At 65.4% G+C, this 17,607-nt stretch carries 17 protein-coding genes; 6 read left to right on the plus strand and 11 right to left on the minus strand.

The window, feature by feature from the left end; all coding sequences use genetic code 11:
• Nucleotides 1-117 precede the first annotated feature (117 nt).
• Entirely contained in the window at nucleotides 118-1,143 is a 1,026-nt protein-coding gene (locus GTW58_RS05065; RefSeq protein WP_157980466.1) for a hypothetical protein, read from the minus strand.
• 218 nt (nucleotides 1,144-1,361) lie between these two features.
• Between GTW58_RS05065 and GTW58_RS05070 the strand changes: the two genes are divergently transcribed.
• The 6 genes from GTW58_RS05070 (at nucleotide 1,362) to GTW58_RS05095 (ending at nucleotide 7,510) form a co-directional block, all read left to right on the plus strand.
• Nucleotides 1,362-1,889 (plus strand): DUF4242 domain-containing protein, encoded by a 528-nt coding sequence (locus tag GTW58_RS05070; RefSeq protein ID WP_119932672.1) that lies wholly within the window; start codon nucleotides 1,362-1,364, stop codon nucleotides 1,887-1,889.
• 113 nt (nucleotides 1,890-2,002) lie between these two features.
• The gene (locus GTW58_RS05075; protein ID WP_119932671.1) at nucleotides 2,003-3,082 is read left to right on the plus strand and encodes an acyl-CoA dehydrogenase family protein; all 1,080 of its coding nucleotides are present in this window, start codon (nucleotides 2,003-2,005) and stop codon (nucleotides 3,080-3,082) included.
• Nucleotides 3,079-3,840 (plus strand): ABC transporter ATP-binding protein, encoded by a 762-nt coding sequence (locus GTW58_RS05080; RefSeq protein WP_119932670.1) that lies wholly within the window; start codon nucleotides 3,079-3,081, stop codon nucleotides 3,838-3,840. Before GTW58_RS05075 ends, GTW58_RS05080 begins: the two co-directional genes overlap by 4 nt.
• Before the next feature lie 47 nt (nucleotides 3,841-3,887).
• Nucleotides 3,888-5,039 carry an ABC transporter substrate-binding protein gene (locus tag GTW58_RS05085; protein ID WP_245195080.1) on the plus strand — a complete coding sequence of 384 codons (1,152 nt, stop codon included), beginning with the start codon at nucleotides 3,888-3,890 and terminating at the stop codon, nucleotides 5,037-5,039.
• Nucleotides 5,036-5,935 carry an ABC transporter permease gene (locus GTW58_RS05090; RefSeq protein WP_198673419.1) on the plus strand — a complete coding sequence of 300 codons (900 nt, stop codon included), beginning with the start codon at nucleotides 5,036-5,038 and terminating at the stop codon, nucleotides 5,933-5,935. Before GTW58_RS05085 ends, GTW58_RS05090 begins: the two co-directional genes overlap by 4 nt.
• 150 nt (nucleotides 5,936-6,085) lie before the next feature.
• Complete coding sequence (locus GTW58_RS05095; RefSeq protein WP_119932668.1) at nucleotides 6,086-7,510, plus strand: uracil-xanthine permease family protein; 1,425 nt, start codon at nucleotides 6,086-6,088, stop codon at nucleotides 7,508-7,510.
• Between the two features lie 228 nt (nucleotides 7,511-7,738).
• On the opposite strand, the gene GTW58_RS05100 is transcribed toward GTW58_RS05095, so the two are convergent.
• From GTW58_RS05100 to fdhD, 10 genes are all read right to left on the minus strand, one after another.
• A complete protein-coding gene (locus tag GTW58_RS05100; RefSeq protein WP_119932667.1) occupies nucleotides 7,739-8,800 on the minus strand; it encodes an enoyl-CoA hydratase/isomerase family protein in 1,062 nt (353 codons plus the stop codon).
• A 42-nt stretch (nucleotides 8,801-8,842) separates the two neighbouring features.
• A complete protein-coding gene (locus tag GTW58_RS05105) occupies nucleotides 8,843-9,742 on the minus strand; it encodes a glycerophosphodiester phosphodiesterase family protein (RefSeq protein WP_119932666.1) in 900 nt (299 codons plus the stop codon).
• Between the two features lie 81 nt (nucleotides 9,743-9,823).
• Nucleotides 9,824-10,648 (minus strand): HAD family hydrolase, encoded by an 825-nt coding sequence (locus tag GTW58_RS05110; RefSeq protein ID WP_231559378.1) that lies wholly within the window; start codon nucleotides 10,646-10,648, stop codon nucleotides 9,824-9,826.
• Between the two features lie 50 nt (nucleotides 10,649-10,698).
• The gene (locus tag GTW58_RS05115) at nucleotides 10,699-11,217 is read right to left on the minus strand and encodes a YbhB/YbcL family Raf kinase inhibitor-like protein (protein WP_047689307.1); all 519 of its coding nucleotides are present in this window, start codon (nucleotides 11,215-11,217) and stop codon (nucleotides 10,699-10,701) included.
• A 355-nt stretch (nucleotides 11,218-11,572) separates the two neighbouring features.
• Complete coding sequence (locus GTW58_RS05125; protein ID WP_047689303.1) at nucleotides 11,573-11,824, minus strand: type II toxin-antitoxin system prevent-host-death family antitoxin; 252 nt, start codon at nucleotides 11,822-11,824, stop codon at nucleotides 11,573-11,575.
• A gap of 79 nt (nucleotides 11,825-11,903) precedes the next feature.
• Entirely contained in the window at nucleotides 11,904-12,848 is a 945-nt protein-coding gene (locus GTW58_RS05130) for a carbohydrate kinase family protein (protein WP_119932665.1), read from the minus strand.
• 76 nt (nucleotides 12,849-12,924) lie between these two features.
• Nucleotides 12,925-14,262 (minus strand): M18 family aminopeptidase, encoded by a 1,338-nt coding sequence (locus GTW58_RS05135; protein ID WP_119932694.1) that lies wholly within the window; start codon nucleotides 14,260-14,262, stop codon nucleotides 12,925-12,927.
• Nucleotides 14,263-14,297: 35 nt separating this feature from the next.
• Entirely contained in the window at nucleotides 14,298-15,851 is a 1,554-nt protein-coding gene (locus tag GTW58_RS05140; protein WP_119932664.1) for a CPBP family intramembrane glutamic endopeptidase, read from the minus strand.
• A gap of 51 nt (nucleotides 15,852-15,902) precedes the next feature.
• Nucleotides 15,903-16,652 (minus strand): glutamine amidotransferase, encoded by a 750-nt coding sequence (locus GTW58_RS05145; RefSeq protein ID WP_119932693.1) that lies wholly within the window; start codon nucleotides 16,650-16,652, stop codon nucleotides 15,903-15,905.
• A gap of 43 nt (nucleotides 16,653-16,695) precedes the next feature.
• On the minus strand, nucleotides 16,696-17,595 hold the full coding sequence (fdhD, locus tag GTW58_RS05150; RefSeq protein ID WP_119932663.1) for a formate dehydrogenase accessory sulfurtransferase FdhD: 900 nt from the start codon (nucleotides 17,593-17,595) through the stop codon (nucleotides 16,696-16,698).
• Nucleotides 17,596-17,607 lie beyond the last annotated feature (12 nt).

Raw genomic sequence — 17,607 nt, forward strand, 5'->3', positions numbered from 1 at the left:
CGCGTCGTGCATCGATTCACCGCCCCGAGCCAGTATCCGGCGAGCAGGCCTTTTGATCGCCCCTGAGTGCTGAGGGGCGATCAAAAGGCCTACTCGGCGGGGGAACTCGGGATCACGTCACCTGCGGGAGGATTCCCGCTCACGATGGGAAGTCATGGCCCCATCGAGAGCCCATACAGCGCCGTAGAGCACGCCGGCGAACGGCCAGATCAACCAGGAGATTCCCCAGGCGTCCCAGATGAAGCTCCAAGCCAGGAAGATGACCACCACCAAGGGCCAGTACACGGCCGTGATCACTCGGATGACGGGGTTGCTGGGTTCGTCGTCGTCGTCGATTTCCGGATCCGCCAACAAAGTTTCTGCAACGCCCTCCGTCCAGTTGGTCAGCGTCGCAATCACCAGACCAATGGCCACCATGCACAAGGTGAGGATCACCCCGAACAACACCAGCGAGCCGTTGTCTTCGCCCAACAGACTGAACAGCAAAACGGGCACCGGGGACAAAACCCACAAGCCGACCGAGATCATCCGAGCCCGGATCACCCCTGCGCGATTGTCGTCCCAGAGTTCGTGAGCGACGGCGTCGCTACGGGACGTGCGGGTGAACTCGCCGGATTCGATGTCGTAGAACTCCTCCAGCATGGCGCCACGCCGGACCTGAAGCAGCAATCCCATGGTCACGATCACCAGCAGTGTCACCACCCCAGCGGCAAGCGCCCCGTTGGGCAGACCGTCCGCGCCGGAACGGTCGAACACCGCGATCAGCCCCAGGAGAGGTACCGGGCTGAGCACGAACAGGGCCGTGGAGACGGCCCTGATCAAGGCGGAGCCGCGGACCGCCTCTGCGTAACGGCGGGTGCGTTCGGGCTGAAGGGTGGGAAACGTGCTGTGCGCACGAGTGTTGGGTACCGCACCGAGTTCAGCATCGATGCCGAGTGCCGGCGCCACTTCATCCAGGGAGCCGGATTCGGCAATGACCTGCCCGACTGCCTCCGGCTCCGGAACCCCTTGGCCAAGGAGGTCGTTGAATTTGTCTTCCATCATGTCCCGCAGCTCCAGACGAGCCCGCTGCATGTTGGTGGAGTTGGGGTACGGGGCGAACAGAGTGTCCAGAGGTACGCCTAAGTGCGATTTTGAACACACGGGGATTGCCTAATTCCCACCCAGGGTTGCCATCACGAACCAGCAAGCACCTCCGTCAGCAGAAACCAAACAGATCAGTTCGTGTGAAGAAACGTGACGCAACGGGAAGATCCAAGGCTGTGCGTTGTTACGTTCAACAGACCGAAGACATCAGCGGTCCGCTGCCCACCAACGAAAGGCAGCTGGAATCCCGACCACCAACTTTCAGGAGGACCACCATGTCCCTGTTCCTTGTTGAATTCGCCCCCTCCAACACGGAGAAGTCGGCTGTGACCGAGCTGCTGGAGACCGTTTCCCAGGCCCTGTCCGCCACCGGTGCCGAGCTGATCGAATCCCAGGTCACCGCAGGTCATGAGCGCGTTTTCGTGATCCTGGAGGCCACCTCCCAAGACGGCATCTTCAACTCCGTCAAGGACGCTGTGGGAGAGATCGACGTCGACGGCCCGCACGAGGTCCGCCTGGTGGGTGCCGAGCTGGAGGACATCAAGAACCTCAAGAAGTCGGCCGAGTACCTGGTGGAGTGGGACATCCCCGCAGAGATCACCATGGACCAGTACCTGACCCGCAAGAAGGCCAACGCCCCCAAGTACGCGGAGGTCCCCGAGGTCCAGTTCCTACGCACCTACGTGCGTGAGGACACCGCCAAGTGCCTGTGCTTCTACGACGCCCCGGATGAGGACGCCGTGGTGCGCGCCCGCGAGGCCGTCTCCACCCCGATTGACCGGATGCACAAGCTGGACGCCTGAGCCGCAAGCCCACCGTCTGCCCCGTTCTGCGGGACAGCACACGTCAATGATCGGACGCCCCGCCTCATCACTGAGCGGGGCGTCTGACGTGGATCCGAACGTCAGGAGATTTCATGAGCACCGACTCCCTTTTCGCCGTCGCACCCTTGGTGGACTACCCGCAGCGCGAGCAGGTGATTACTGCCGCCGCGGCCAATGCCAAGGCCGTTGACGTCAACGATGAATCCCCGTTTGCCGTCCTGCGTTCCCTGGGCCAGGAGGGGTTGTTGACCCTTGGCCTGGACGGTTCCTTGGCACAGCAGGCGGCTGTGGTCCACGATCTCGCCACCGAATGCACCGCCACCGCGTTCTCCCTGTGGGCCCACCGATCCAGCGTCGAGTACCTTCACGCCACCGGCCACGATCTGCCGCAGGGCATGGTGGACGGATCACAGCCCGGCTCCACGGCCATGGCCCCGGCCTTCAAGGCCTCCGCCGGGATCGGAGAGATCCCGGTGACCCTCACCCGCGCAGGTGATGGTTGGGTTCTCAACGGCGTGATCCCGTGGGCCTCCAACCTCTACCCGGAAGGTTGGGTGGTGCTCCCCGCTGTGCGCACCAACGACGACGGCGTTACCCAGCCCGTCATTGTGCTCACCCGCACGGCTGCGGAGGGAATCTCCGTTCGGCCGCTGCAGGACCTGATGGCGCTGGACTCCACGGCATCGGGAATCCTGAAGTTCCAGGACTCTCCCGTGGCTGATGACGCTGTGCTGACTGATGACGTCCCCACGTTCCTGGCAACTGTGCGTGGCCCGTTCCTGTTGCTGCAGGCCGCCTTCTGCGTGGGCCTGTCCGGTGCTGCCCTGGAGTCTGCGGATGCCGCCCTGACCGGGGTCTTAGAGGTTTTCCGGCCCGAGCGTGACGCCGTGATGGCCGAATACCAACGTGTGCGCTCCACTCTGTTGACCTATGTGGAGACCCCGCGCGACCTGCCGTTCAAGGATGTTCTCCAGCTGCGGTTGGACGCGGCCGTCCTGACCGGTGAGGCAACGCGCCTGGAGTCCAAGGTGGTGGGCGGCAAGGGCTATGCCTTGCGCTCGGCCACGGCACGGCGCGCCCGTGAGGCTGCGTTCCTGCCCGTCCAGTCCCCCACCGAATCTCATCTGCGTCACGTCCTGGCTCAGCTGGCCAGCCAGGAAACAGGCGCATGAGCACCCACACGGAACCCACCCGTTCAGGCGGTACTGCCTCCGCGGCCCTGCGGGTCACGGAGGTCTCGAAGACCTACCCGGGCTCATCCACCCCGGCGCTGGACAACGTCTCCATGACCTTGCGCGCCGGCGAGCTGTTGGCCGTGTTGGGCCCGTCGGGGTCGGGCAAGTCCACGCTGCTGCGCGCCATCGCAGGCCTGGAGTCCCTGGACTCAGGCTCCGTGGAAGCACAACCGGCCCACGACCGAGTCGCCGTCGTTTTCCAGTCCCCCGGGCTGTTCCCGTGGCTGAGCGTGCGGGAGAACGTGGCCCTGGGCGGACGGTACAAGCGCAACCGGGACCGGTTCGATCACGACGCCGTGGAGGACCTCCTGGGCGTTCTGGGCCTTGCGGGCCTGGCGGATGTTCCGGTCACGGAGCTCTCCGGCGGTCAGGCGCAGCGCGTTGCAGTGGGGCGGGCCCTGGCGGTGCGCCCCGACGTCGTGCTGTTGGACGAGCCCTTCTCCGCCCTGGATCCGGCCACCCGCGAGGACCTGCAGGTCTGGTTGCGCAACGTGGCCCGTGAGCTGAATCTGACCATCTTCCTGGTGACCCACGATGTTGCCGAGGCGGTGGCCCTGGGCGACCGGATCGGGTTCTTTGGCGGGCCGCAAGGCTTCAGCCGGGAATGGGTTCCAGCTCGTGACGGCACCACGGTGGAGGAAATCGTGGCCTACTACCGCAATGGCGGGGACGTTCCGGGGAGTTGGGTCATTTGAGCGGGGTCCCACACAATCGCAGTGGCGCACCCCTGAACCGTCGTCAGTTGCTGACCGCTGGAGCCACCGCGGCCGGTCTGGGTGGCCTGGCCTGGGGCGCCGGAGCCGTGTATGCAGGCAACCGGCAATCGGCCAGGGACACCACCGATGCCGATGCCCCCGTGCGCATCGGATATTTGCCCATCACGGATGCCACCCCGCTCCTGGTGGGGCACGGCAACGGGTACTACGCAGATGCCGGGGTCACGGTGGCCAAACCCACCATGTTCCGCAGCTGGTCATCCCTGTCAGAGGCCTTTGTGTCCGGGCAGGTGGAGGCCATTCACATGCTGATGCCCATGGCCCTCTACATGCGCTACGGATTGCAAGCGGATGTGCGGATCACGGCCTGGAACCACACCAACGGTTCCGCCCTGACCACCGGCCCGGAGATCACCTCCATCCAAGATTTGGCCGGGCGTTCCGTGGCGATCCCCGCGTGGTGGTCCGTGCACAACGTGGTGATCCAGAAGATGTTGCGCGCCGGTGGCCTGACCCCGGTCATGCGGGAGGCACCCTCCCGCGAGCGCAACACAGTGACCCTGCTGCCCATGGCCCCGGCAGACATGCTGCCTGCGTTGAACAACGGGGTGATCGGGGGCTACACCGTGGCGGATCCGTTCAATGCGGCGGCGGAAGCTCGGGAGGTGGGGCACATCCACCGATTCACGGGCGATGTGTGGGAGAACCACGTGTGCTGCGTGACCATGATGCGCGGTGAACTGCTGCGCAACCGCCCCACCGTGGCCTCCGGGTTCATGGACGGGCTGGTCCGGGCACAGGCCTGGTCCCGGGAGAACCGGCCGGAGGTTGCCGCCCTGTTAGCCGCCAACTACCTGCCCCAGCCGCCCAAGGTGATCCAGAAGGCCCTGACCCGCTCCCAGGAGCAGCACGCGGACACCATTGCCCACCCGGACTGGCACGGTGAGCGGATCGATTTCCGCCCCTGGCCGTATGAATCCACCACCGAACTTCTGGTCCGCTCCATGAAGGAGACCGTGGTGGATGCCCCCACGGACTTCCTCTCCGGCCTGGACCCGGCCCAAGCCCACCGGGAGCTGGTGGATGACTCCCTGGTGAAGGACAGCATTGATCGGCTGGGTGGCATGGAGATCTTTGGCATGACCAGCACTCAACGCTCGGAGGAGTTCTCCGCATGAACACCGCAGATTCTGGATCCCGAACAGGGATCACACCTGCCGGCTCGGGTTCACATCACGAATCCGAGCACTCACCATCCACGGACCTGGATGCCGCCGGCGGCTCACGTCAGCACCGCCCGGGTTCCCGCCGGGGCCACCGCCGCCAACCGTTGGCCCCGCGGCTGATCTGGGGTGCGTTCGGGCTGCTGGTCACCGTGGCCGTGTGGTGGATCTTCACCCACGCCGCTGGTGGCGCCAACTCCATGCTGGCCGCCTTCCAACCGGAACGGCTGCCTGCTGCACTGGGGTCCCTGTGGGAACGCGGGGTGATCCTTCAGGACGCCTCCACCTCCCTGTGGCGCCTGTTGTGCGGGCTGGCGCTTGCCGTGGTGATCGGCGTCCCGCTGGGTCTGCTGATCGGTTTCTCCAAGCCCTTCAAGTGGGCCTCCACTCCCCCGGTGCAGTTCCTGCGCATGGTCTCCCCGCTGTCCTGGGCACCCGTTGCGGTGGCTTTGTTCGGCGTGGGGCACGCGCCGGTGATCTTCCTGGTGGCAGCCGCCGCGGTGTGGCCCATCACCATGAACACCGCCGCCGGCGTGGCAGCGCTTGACCCTCTGCACATGCGCGTGGCCCGGACCCTGGGGGCCACCCCGTGGGAGCAGGTCCGCACCGTGGTGCTGCCCAGCATCCGCCCGTACGTGATGACCGGCGTGCGCCTTGCCCTGGGCATCGCGTGGGTGGTGATCGTCCCGGCCGAAATGTTGGGCGTGTCCTCCGGTCTGGGTTACGAAATCCTCAATGCCCGCGACCGCCTGGCCTACGACGAGATGCTGGTGGTCATCATCGTGATCGGGCTGATCGGCATCGCGATGGACGCCCTGGCGCAATGGTTGCTGCGCGACCGTCGTCGTTGATCCCTGCCGAACCCTCACGTCACTCGCCCATCACGCCCTGATGAGCGAGTGACGTGAGGGTTCGGTGCGCGCACACGGCTGGGACTACGCTGTCTCTGGTCCGCCAACGCACCGCCGGGCCGCTCACCCTCGTCCTCCAGGAGCAGCCCCATGCCCACCTCCACGGCCTCACCCGCCCCCGGTTCACCGCATCAGCAACCCCCTACGACGCCGCAGCGCCAGTCCTCGCTGGCCCGTCGCCTGGGTCTGGGGTGGTCTTTGCACGGTGACGGCCACAACGTGTCCCAGGGTTCCGTGGTGCGTCCGGATGAACGGCTGAGCTGGCCCCGGACCATCGGAATCGGTGCCCAGCACGTGGTGGCCATGTTCGGTGCCACGTTCCTGGTGCCGCTGATCACCGGCTTCCCGCCGTCCACCACGCTGTTCTTCTCCGGGATCGGCACCATCCTGTTCCTGGTGATCACGGCCGGGCGGGTGCCGTCCTACCTGGGCTCGTCCTTTGCCTTCATCGCCCCGATCGCTGCCGCCATGGGCCAGTACGGGCCCGGCGGTGCGCTCGGTGGGATCGTGATGGCCGGTGCCGCCTTGTTCCTGATCGGCCTGCTGGTGCAGTTCGTGGGAACCGGCTGGCTGCAGGCGCTCATGCCGCCGTTGGTCACGGGCACCATCGTGGCGCTGATCGGGTTCAACCTGGCACCGGCGGCCAAGGACAACTTCATGCTGGCCCCGGTCACCGCCCTGATCACCCTGGCCACCATCATCCTGGTCTCCGTGCTCTTCCGCGGGATCCTGGGACGACTGTCCATCCTGGTGGGTGTGGTGGTCGGCTACCTGACGGCCGTGGTGCGCGGCGAGGTGGACTTTGCCCCCATCCGCGCAGCCTGGGAGTCCGACGGTCTGGTGGGGCTGCCGCAGTTCCACGCACCCGAGTTCCATCTGTCCCTGATCGGATTGTTCGTGCCGGTGATCCTGGTGCTGGTGGCGGAGAACATCGGGCATGTGAAGTCCGTGGCCCTGATGACTGGCGATGACCTGGACCCCGTCATGGGCCGCGCCATCATGGCCGATGGCCTTGCCACCGTGCTGGCCGGCTCCGGCGGTGGATCGGGCACCACCACATACGCGGAGAACATCGGCGTCATGGCCGCCACCAAGGTCTACTCCACGGCCGCATACTGGGTGGCCGCCGTGGTGGCCCTGCTGCTGTCCTTCATGCCCGTGTTCGGTGCTGCCGTGGCCTCCGTGCCCGCCGGTGTGCTGGGCGGTGCCGCCACGGTGCTCTACGGCATGATCGGGATGTTGGGCATCCGCATCTGGGTGCAGAACCGCGTGGACTTCTCCAACCCGGTCAACCTGACCACCGCCGCCATTGCCATGATCATCGGCATTGCGGATTACACCTGGGACGCGTTCGGCATCCAGTTTGCGGGCATCGCGTTGGGGACTGCTGCCACGTTGGTCATCTTCCACGGCATGCGCGGTCTGGCGCTGTGGCGCGGCACGGCCGGTGGAGTCGACCCCATCACCCCGGACTACACCCCGGTTCCCAAGGAGCAAACCGGCCCCATGGGTTGAGCTTCCGCAGTTTGTCCCGACTGAGCAGCGACTTCCGCCGCTGGTCCAGCCCCCATCCGACGCCCGGCCCCAGCCGAACAGCGACTTCTGCCGGTCATCGGCTCCCCCTCCCTGCCGAGAAGTGTTTTGTGCTGCCCATCAACTCTGATGGGCAGCACAATTCGCTTCTCGGCAGGGTGCAGCGGAGGAACTCACTTCTCGGCGGAAGGGGCCGGAGGACGTCGACTCTCAGGGGCGGGTTCGCAGTGAACGTGATGTCTTCAGCGCCGAACGGATGTGATCAACATCCACCTCAGCCGCGGTGGCCGGCTGCCAAGCGGGGTCGTCTTCTTTGTCGATCAGAGTGCACCGCACCCCCTCGTTGAAGTCCGGGGCCGTGATGGTGTCCGCGCCCAACGCCAGCTCACGTTCCAGGCACTCGGTGACCGATTCGGAGGCTGCTCCCACATCCAATAGTTCCCAGGTCCGCACCAGGGACGACGGCGAAGCCCCCGCCAGGTCCTCCCCCGCTGCCGCCATGACTTCTTCCAAGGTGTCTGCCCCGTAGACCGCTTCGATCTGGTCCCAGCGTTCGGGAAGCGTGGCGTGGGCGACGTCGTCGTCGTTGGTGGCCGCGAACTGCGCCACCGCAGCCTCCACGCCGTCGGTGATGGCAGCCTCCCGGAAGGCTTCCAAGCGGTCGGAAGGCACCAGGTGGTCGGCCAGGCCGATGGCCACGGCGTCGGCACCGGTGATCCGCTGACCTCCCAGGCCCATCCACCGGCCCACCGCCAGGGAGGGGCCCCTACCGAGCAAGCTGACGCGCGGCAGGAACCAGGAGGCGCCGATGTCCGGGAAGAAGCCGATGGCGCATTCCGGCATGGCCATCACGGTGTTCTCCGTGACCACACGGTGGCTGCCGTGCACCGAAAGTCCCATGCCACCGCCCATGGTGTAGCCCTCCATCAGGGCGATGTACGGCTTGGGGTAGGTGGCAATCAGGTTGTTGAGCGTGTATTCATCCGTGAAGGCGGCCATGCCGGCCTCAACGTTGCCGTCCACCACGGCTTGACGGATCTGGCGGATGTCGCCGCCTGCGCAGAACGCCCGGGGGGCACTGGCATGAATCAGCACCTGCTCCACCTGAGGATCATCCGACCAGGCCCACAGGGTCTCCAGCAGGTCCCGGTACATCTGGGCGGTCAGGGCGTTCAAGGCCTTGGGCCGATCCAGAGTAATGACCCCGGTGCCGTTGCGCACCTCCGTGCGGACGTACTGTTCAGGATCTGCGGCAACTGTGCTTTGCGTCATGGTTCCAAGCCTGTCACACGCCGTGGAGGTTGGGGGTCTGCCTCAGCAGGGAGATTCGCTCATGGGGTCCTTCTGGCCGTGGGATCCCGGCGGCCACAGGCCACCCACCACGGCCAGGGCCACATCCGCCCGGTCCGTGACCAGGCCGTCGTACCCCATCTCCATCAGGGACTGCATGTCCTTGGGGCTGTTGACGGTCCACACGTGGACGTCCTTGCCATAACGGTGCGCGGCATCCAGAAAACGTTGCGTGGCCAGGCGGGTCCACCCCAACCGGCGCCCGATCTTGGGGATTTTCTTGACCTTGGGCAGTATCCACCCCAGGTACATGGGCATCTGGATGGAGTCGAACGGCGGAACCCAGCGCGCCAACACACGGTGCACCACAGGCCAGGCAGCCGGAACGGTGTTGAAGACCACCATGGCCGCCACAAAACCCGTTGTTCCCGCTGATGTGCTCAGTGGCCGGACCCCTCGATCGCTCAGCGCCTTCAGGGTGCGACCACGACGAGCATCCGAGAAGGAGGCAATGCGGACCCGGCCTGCCGCATCCATCTCCACCAACAGATCTGCCAGCGCCGTCACGGAAGCCTCGTCCTTGACGTCTATGTTCACCTGCATGGTGGGCAGTGCTTCCAGGACCTCGCGCAGCGTGGGCACGGGGCTCTCCCCAGCCACACGGAGGTCAGCCAGGTCCTTGTGTCGGACGTCGTTGACCTGCCCAGCGCCTTGGGTGACACGGTCCAACGTGGTGTCGTGGAAGGCCAGCACCACACCGTCACAGGTGGTGTTGACGTCGGTCTCGATCCACACGCACCCAAGATCGTGGGCGGCTTGGAAAGCAGGCATGGTGTTCTCCGCGCCGTTGGGCGCGAATCCGCGGTGGGCCAGCACCTTGTGGGTATTGGTGACCGATCGCCTGGATCCGGGTTCAGCAGTCATGGGGTGAGCTTAATGCCCCGGGTTACCCATGCGTAACTTAAGCCTCTTGATGACGCATGCTCAACGGGGTTCGGGTGCTCTTCACCGCGCTTGGCGCAGCTGCTCACGCCGAGCCAAGAACTGCTCAATCACCTGAGCCACACCGTCCTCCTCGAAGGCAGGTGCCGTCCGCTCCACAGCTTCGACGACGGCGGGAGCACCCGAGGCCAACGCGAATCCATAACCGGCCCAGGTCAACATCTCCAGGTCATTGGTCATGTCACCAAAGGCCATGACTTGATGGCTCTCCACACCGAGTTCCGCGCAGACCGACTTCAACGTCTCCGCCTTGCTCAAACCCAAACGGGACATCTCAGCCAAGGGTGAGCTGGGCACCGAGTGGGTCACGGACATGTGCGGTGCCGCATGCTCTCTGACCTGCTGAACGAACTGGGCGGGGTCATGGTCATCACGCTTGGCCAGGAACTTGACCACGGCATCATCCGGGCGCAGCAGGGATTCAAAAGGCCCCACGGTGACTTTGTCCGAACCCGTGCGATCCGTGGGAATCCACCCGGGTTCTGCCACCACACCGCGCAGGGTTTCAGCACTGAAGTAGACCCCGGGAATCGCCTCCCGCAGTTGCCCGGCCACCCGCAGGGCAATGTGACCGTCAAAGGTGTTGGCTGCCAAAACTTTGTCTGCGGCCAGGTCATAGACCATGGCCCCGTTGGCGCAGATCACGGTGCCCACGGAGCTGACCAACGGACTGACCTGCTCACTGAGCGGATGCAGCCACCGGGAGGGCCGGCCCGTGACAAAAACCACCGGAACCCCCGCCTCCTCCAACGCGGTGAGCGCACGGAGGGAGCGGGGGCGGAACCGGAAGTCCTCCCCAATCAACGTCCCGTCAAGATCGCTGGCCACCAGGCAAACGTCTTGAACCAACCGTTGGGGGTCGGCACCCAGGAGATTGCTCAGTCCTCAGTCTCCTCATGCGTACCGGTCAACATGGCGCGTCCAATGCCGTGGAAGAACAGGTTGAAGTTCACCACCGCAGGGCTTGCGCCCTCCACATCCAAGTGGTCCGTGTCCACTGCGGTCACGCAGAAGATGTAGCGGTGGGCACCATGACCTGGCGGGGGTGCCGCACCCTCGAAGGCATCCGAACCGCCGTCGGTCCGGTGGGTGGTGGCCCCTTGAGGCGGCTGTGCTGCGGCACCGGTGTCCAAGCTGGTCACATCCGCGGGAATGTTGGACACGCACCAGTGCCAGTACCCGGACGGGGTGGGAGCATCAGGGTCAAAACAGGTCACCACATAGGACTTGGTGCCTTCAGGTGCCCCGGACCAGGACAGCTGCGGTGAGGTGTCCGATCCACCCAGGCTTTCGGTCACCTGTGCTGTGGGCAGCGGCTGACCGTCCGTGATGTCCTCTGAAGTCAGCGTGAATGTGGGCAGTTCCGGGAGATCGGCGTAGGGATCGCGGTTGAGCACAGTTCCTCCTTGAGCTTGCTCGACTGTGGTCGCCTGACATCTTGCGCGCCACCAGGCGTGAACGCCTGTCCCTTTACGCTACCCAAGCTTTGCCCAGGATGCCCATGCTGCAATCCCGCGTGAACACCTAAGAATGCCGGAGCTGTCCCGATGTGCTTGTCCGTCCGTGAGGTCGCAGCGGCCTCTACCCTCACAGATCCCATGGATTCAGCAGGCTGACTCCCGTGCGTTGGAAGTCCTTGGTGTTGCGGGTGACCAGTGTGAGGCGGTGCTCCAGAGCGGTTGCGCCCATGAGGGCATCCATCTCTGGCATCGGATCGGGCATGGCTGAGGACGTTGGTGTCCAGCAGGTACTTCACAGATCGATTGCCCGTTCGGGGTCGATGCGGCGCTCAGGCAGGTCGAGTTCGATGTTGCGGTCCTGCCCCCTCCAGAGACGGTCACCCATTGGTTCCTGTCTGCCCGAAAGTCGATCGAACTCCGCGGCGGTGAGCAACACGTGCGAGGGTCGCCCGTGATCCGTGATGGTGACCGGCCCGTTCTCGGCAGCCCGTTTGGCGGCGGAGACGTCCCGATTGAAGTCGCGACTGGTGATGGTGGTGTTCACGAGCATCCTCCCGCGGGTACGAATTGTACCTACAGTAGGCAGCATAACGGGTGAACCCGCAGCGCATCCGGTCCAAGGATCAGTCAGTGGGCTGCTCCAAGGCATCCAGCTCGTCGCGGCGCGGCAGATCCGCACCAGCGCGGGAGACCGTGATGGCGGCAGCATCCGCCGAACGCCGCAGGATGGCTTCCACATCCGTGGCTGGCAGCGCGTTGATCCGCTCCCCAGCACCGGCTCCGTCCAGGCCACGGTCCGTGAACTGGCTGATGAGTGCTGCCATGAAGGTGTCCCCGGCACCCACCGTGTCCACCACATCGGTCTTGCGGGCGGGAACTTCCACGCCCTCGGCTCCTGTGGATTCAGTGATGGCCCACGGGCCCAGTTCACCGCGGGTGACCACCACCATCTTGGCGCCCAGACGGTGCCAGGCTCGAGCCGATTCCTGCAGGGTGGAGGTGGGGTAGAGCCACTGCAGGTCCTCGTCAGAGGCTTTGACCACGTCCGCACGGGAGGCCAGGTGCTCGGCGCGGGCGCGCACCGCTTCCACGTCCGTGGTGATCTGCGGGCGGCAGTTGGGGTCATAGGTGACCAGGATCTGACCTGAGGCGGCTTCCACGGCCTTGACCACGTTTTCCGCACCGGGTTCCACAACGGTGGCAATCGAACCCACGTGCAGGGCGCTGGACTCGGTGACCATGGCCTCCAACTCCGCCTGCTCCACGGGCAACTCCCATGTCATCTGGAAGTTGTAGTCAGCCGCACCGTTTTCCCCGATCACGGCTTCTGCCACGGAGGTGGCCGAGTCGTGGGTGGGCAGCGGAAGTTCAATGCCCTCAGCACCCAGGTGCTGTGCCAGGAGTTGGCCGTCGTCGTCGTTGCCCCAGGCGCCCAGGAAACGGACGGGATGCCCCAGCCTGGCCAGGCCGAGGGCAACGTTCATGGGGCTGCCGCCGGGGTGCCGCACGGGCTCCCGATCCGGGCGCGAAACAACGTCAATGAGGGCTTCCCCGATCACAGTCAGCATGCCCAAACACTAACACCGGGGACCTGCGCCACAGGCGGGGATGACGCTGGTTGACGGGCCCCGCACCCAGGCGTTCTCAGCCCATCCACCAAGCCTCAACGGCGCGCTTCAGACCGTAAAGATCCTCCACGTGCACCATCTCCCGGGCTGAGTGCATGGACAGCAACCCCACGCCCACATCCACGGTCCGCACACCCAGCCTGGCGGCGGTGATGGGACCGATGGTTGACCCACACGGCACCGTGTTGTTGGACACGAATTCCTGCGTGGCGACACCTGCCGCCTGGCAGGCCAGCTTCCACTGCGCGGCACCTTCAGCATCCGTGGTGTAGCGCTGGTTGGCGTTGATCTTCAGCAGCGGACCGCCGCCGGGGACGGGCTTGTTGGCGGGGTCGTGGTGGCCTGGATAGTTGGGGTGCACCAGGTGCCCGGCATCTGAGGACAAGCACCACGACGACGCCCACGCCACCTGCCGCTGCTCATCCGACCAGCCCAGCCCTGCACCGATCCGGGTCAGCACATCGCCCAGCAGCGGCCCACCGGCACCCGAGCGGGTCTGGGATCCGATTTCCTCGTGATCAAAAGCCGCCAACACGGTGATGGTGGGGGCAGATTCCAAATCCTCCACGTGCTCGGTCACAACGCTCACGCTTGCATGAACGGAGGTCAGATTGTCCAGCCGGCCGGAGGCCAGGAACTCACCGTGGGCACCGAACCGTTGGGCTGGCTGGGTGTCTGCCAGCACGACGTCCCACCCCAGGATCTCCTGCGCGGCCACCGCTGGCCCTTCAGCGTGCGCTCCGAGATGCGCCAGGACGTCCCCTGGCTGGGGACCGCAGCCCCACACCGGTTGTGTGTGCTGCTGCGGATCCAGCGTGAGCCCCTGGTTGGCACTGCGATCCAGGTGAATGGCCAACTGCGGAATGCGCGCCACCGGCCCGGTGGACACCAGACGAGTCTCCACACCCGAATCCGTGCGCACCGTGATCCGCCCCGCGATGCACAGATCCCGGTCCAGCCACGAGTTCAGCAGCGGCCCGCCATAAACCTCCACACCGGCCTGCCACCACGTGTGCGCACCCGTGCTCGGCTGGGGCTTGAGCTTGAACGACGGCGAGTCCGTGTGTGCCCCCAGGATCCTGAATCCCACCGGGGTGTTGTCCAGGTGGGCGGGAAGCACCCAGGCAACCAGAGCGCCGTCGCGAATCACGTAGCAGCGCCTGCCGGTGGTGGATTCGGGGTCGGCAGCGGGCCAGGGCTGGGTTTCGGACAACTGCGTGAAGCCGGCTTGCTCCAGGCGTCGGGCAGCCTCCGCCACGGCGTGGTAGGAACTCGGCGCAGCCTGGACGAACTTCCCCAGGTCCTCAGCGTGGGCGACCGCCTGTGCTGACGGCCCTGAACCTGACGTGGACACGCCCGAGTCCGATGTTGATTCGGCGCGACGTTGGGTCACAGCTGTTCTCCTTGTTGCGTGCCGCTGGTTGCCTGCTGCCCACCGGATGCCGGCTCAGCACGGGCCATCCACACCACCGGGTGGGCATGAACGGGCGGATCCGAGCCCGGGATCAGCTCTGTCTCCGGTGCGGCGTAGGCGATGAGTCCATCGGCGGGGACAAGGCGCAGGCTGCCGTCCGGGTTGATCTGATGGGGCTGCGCATAGGCCATGGATGCAGGGATCACCACGGGCACCAGATTCGCGGACTCGGGAGCAGAATTCCCGGGCAACTGGTGGGCTGCACTGGAAGGCTGGCCTGTATTGGATGGCTGGCCTGTGGCAAATCGCGGGGATGCTGTGAACTGGTGGCCACCCGGCATCTGCGGGTACCCCTGACCGACCGCCCCCTGTGTCTGCGGTGCCACACCGAATGGGCCGAACTGAGCGGCCTGGGCAGCGTAGGCGGCACGCACCTGGTGGTACCAGGCGTCCTGATCCTTCTTGGGCCACACCACAGCCCTGCGGGTCACTGCGATCCGTCCGCGCTTGATGAGCAGCAGCACGATCAGCGCGTACACGGTTTCAATCACAAAAATCACACCGAAGCCGAACACTCCCACGGAGGCATCCTCCGCCGTGGCCGGCTGAACGGGCCACGCAACTGCCAGCAGGGTGGCCACCATGTTGTTGACCACGTGCAGGCTGATGGCAGCTTCCAAGCCACCTGTTCGCCAGGTCAGGAAGCCGGTGATGACGGCCATCCACAGCACGGAGAGCTGGCCCCAGACGTCGTACATGTGCCCCAGCATGAACAGCGGTGCCGGCAGCAGGATGGCCCACGCGGGGTTCTTCAACCACCGGCCAATCGACTGGGCCAGGTAGCCGCGGAACACCACTTCCTCCGCGGTGCACTGAATGGGCACCACCAGAAAGGCGAACACCAGGGTCAACCACCACAGGGGGTGGCGTTCGGCCAGAACGACGTCGGCAGCAGGATCCCCTGAGGTGAGAGCCATCTGCAGAAGGGTGGCAGCACCGTAGATCACCACAAACACGGCGGTGGCCAGACCCATGGTCGCAAGCAGCCACTTCCACCGGATCCTGCCGGTCACGGACCAGATCAACCCCACGGGCCTGGGACGCAGAAGCCATCTGGTCAGCAGCGCAATGGGCAGCCAGATGGCCACGGAGCCGAACAGGAACAGCAACAACCAGGGGTTGGTCATGTCCATCTGGGCCATGTCCCCGGTGCTCACGTCCGTGAGGAAGTTCTGACCCCCCACAACAACGGCAATCAGAGCTCCCACGATGAAGAACGCAATGGAGGCAACCACAACACCCACCAGCAGGGCGCCGCCTTCAGCCAGCGGTGACCACCTGCGGTGCTTGGGGTCAGACAGCGCCAAACGGTGATAGGCAAGATCCCGGTACTGCGCCCCCGTGGGCAAACCGGTCTGCGGGTTCAACGGCGGCAGTTGCGGGACACCCACCGGGGCCGCGCCGGGACCGGCACCCCACGACTGTGATGGCGCTGTGGCTTGTGGAAACGGCCCGGTCTGGAGAGTCATGCCTTCACCGTATCCAAGACCGGGGACACCAAGAATCCACCTTAGGAACGATTACTTGGCAAAAACCCGCACAAAAGCACTGAGCAATTGGGACGGGACCTCCACCTTTGGGCCGTCCGTGACCTGCTGTTTGACTGCCTCGGCATCTTCCACCCGGAAGTAACCGTGGTGTTTGTAGGCCTCAATCCGGCTGATCAGGGCGGGAGCATCAAGCTCAGGGTGGAACTGTGTGGCGTAGGCACTGGGCCCCACGCGGAACATCTGTGCCGGGCAGTTGATGCCTGTGGCCAGCAGGACTGCTCCTGGCGGGAGGTCCCGGATGGCCTCTTTGTGACCCACATAGGCGTGAAAAGTCCGCGGAAGATCAGCCAGCAGGGGGTCCTGGGCGCCGTCGTCGGTCACGGTGACCTCAATTGCGCCCACGTCCTCACCGTAGGTGCCGTCCACCACCCCGCCCTGGTGCACGCCCAGCGTGCCGACTCCGTAGCAGGCTCCGAAGAACGGGATCTGCTGCGCCATGACCCGGTCCAAAAGTTCACCCAGGGAAAGCTCCACCCGAACCTGAGTGGCAGTTTTCTCCGCCTGCGGATGGGAGGTGTTGAACGGTGAGCCGCCCACAAAAACACCGGAATACCGGCTCAGGTCCACTGCAGCCAGTTCGCGAGTGGCTTCCTCACCCTGTTCCAGACGGATCTGGTGGAGCTGGTCCGGATCCAGTCCGGAGAACCGGCAGAACGTCTCGTGTTCCTCCGCAGCAATCACGTCTTCGGGCCGCGTGGAGACCAGCAGGAAAGGCAGCATGCTCACACTGTAGTGCCGCCGCACTGCCCTTCAGACCAGCCGGTCAGAGCTCAGATTCATCAGGGGTGGTGAGCCGGATGCGCTGTGCGCCGGTGTACACATTGGCCCCGTCCCCGCGGTTGAAACCCACCAGGGTCAACCCGGTCCGGTCCGCCACGTCAACGGCCAACGCAGAGGGTGCTGAGACTGCAGACATCACGGGGATTCCCGCCATCACGGCCTTCTGCACCAGTTCAAAGGACGCCCGGGCAGAGACCTGCAGCACCGTGGCTTCAAGCGGCAGAAGGTTGTGCTCCAGGGCCCACCCCACCACTTTGTCCACGGCGTTGTGACGGCCCACGTCCTCTCGCACACACAGCAGTTCCGGCTCACCAGGTGCCGCGCCGTCGTCGTCGGCCTGGGGAGAGATCCGGAAAAGGGCAGCGGCGTGCACACCACCGGTTGAGGAGAACAGGCGCTGCTGCGAGCGCAGCGCGGCAGGCAGCCCCAGCACCATGGGCAGCTCCACCACCAACGGATCGGTCAGGGGCTCGTACGGGGAAACCTTGAGCACCCCGTCAATGGAGGCCGTCCCGCACACCCCGCACGACGACGACGTGTAAACCTCCCGCCGTTTGGTCTCCGCCCTGGCTGCCACGGCCGGGTCCAGGCGGACGTCCACCACGTTGTAGTCCCGTGTCCCCTCGGCATTGATCCCGGAGCGGTAGTCCATGCGCAGGATCTCCGACTGCCGGGTGATGATCCCCTCCGAGACCAGGAACCCCGCGGCCATGTGGAAGTCATGGCCCGGGGTTCGCATGGTCACGGCAAAGGACTGCCCGTTGAGCCTGATTTCCAGGGGCTCCTCGCCCACCAGGGTGTCAGCGCGAGCCTCAGCCCGCAGCTGCCCTGATGCGTCCGTGCGGATCCGCTGGATGCGGCGCCGCTGGGTGGAGCGAGTCATCGCAGGCCACCC

The sequence above is a fragment of the Kocuria subflava genome, assembly GCF_012163155.1.
Classification (GTDB): domain Bacteria; phylum Actinomycetota; class Actinomycetes; order Actinomycetales; family Micrococcaceae; genus Kocuria; species Kocuria subflava.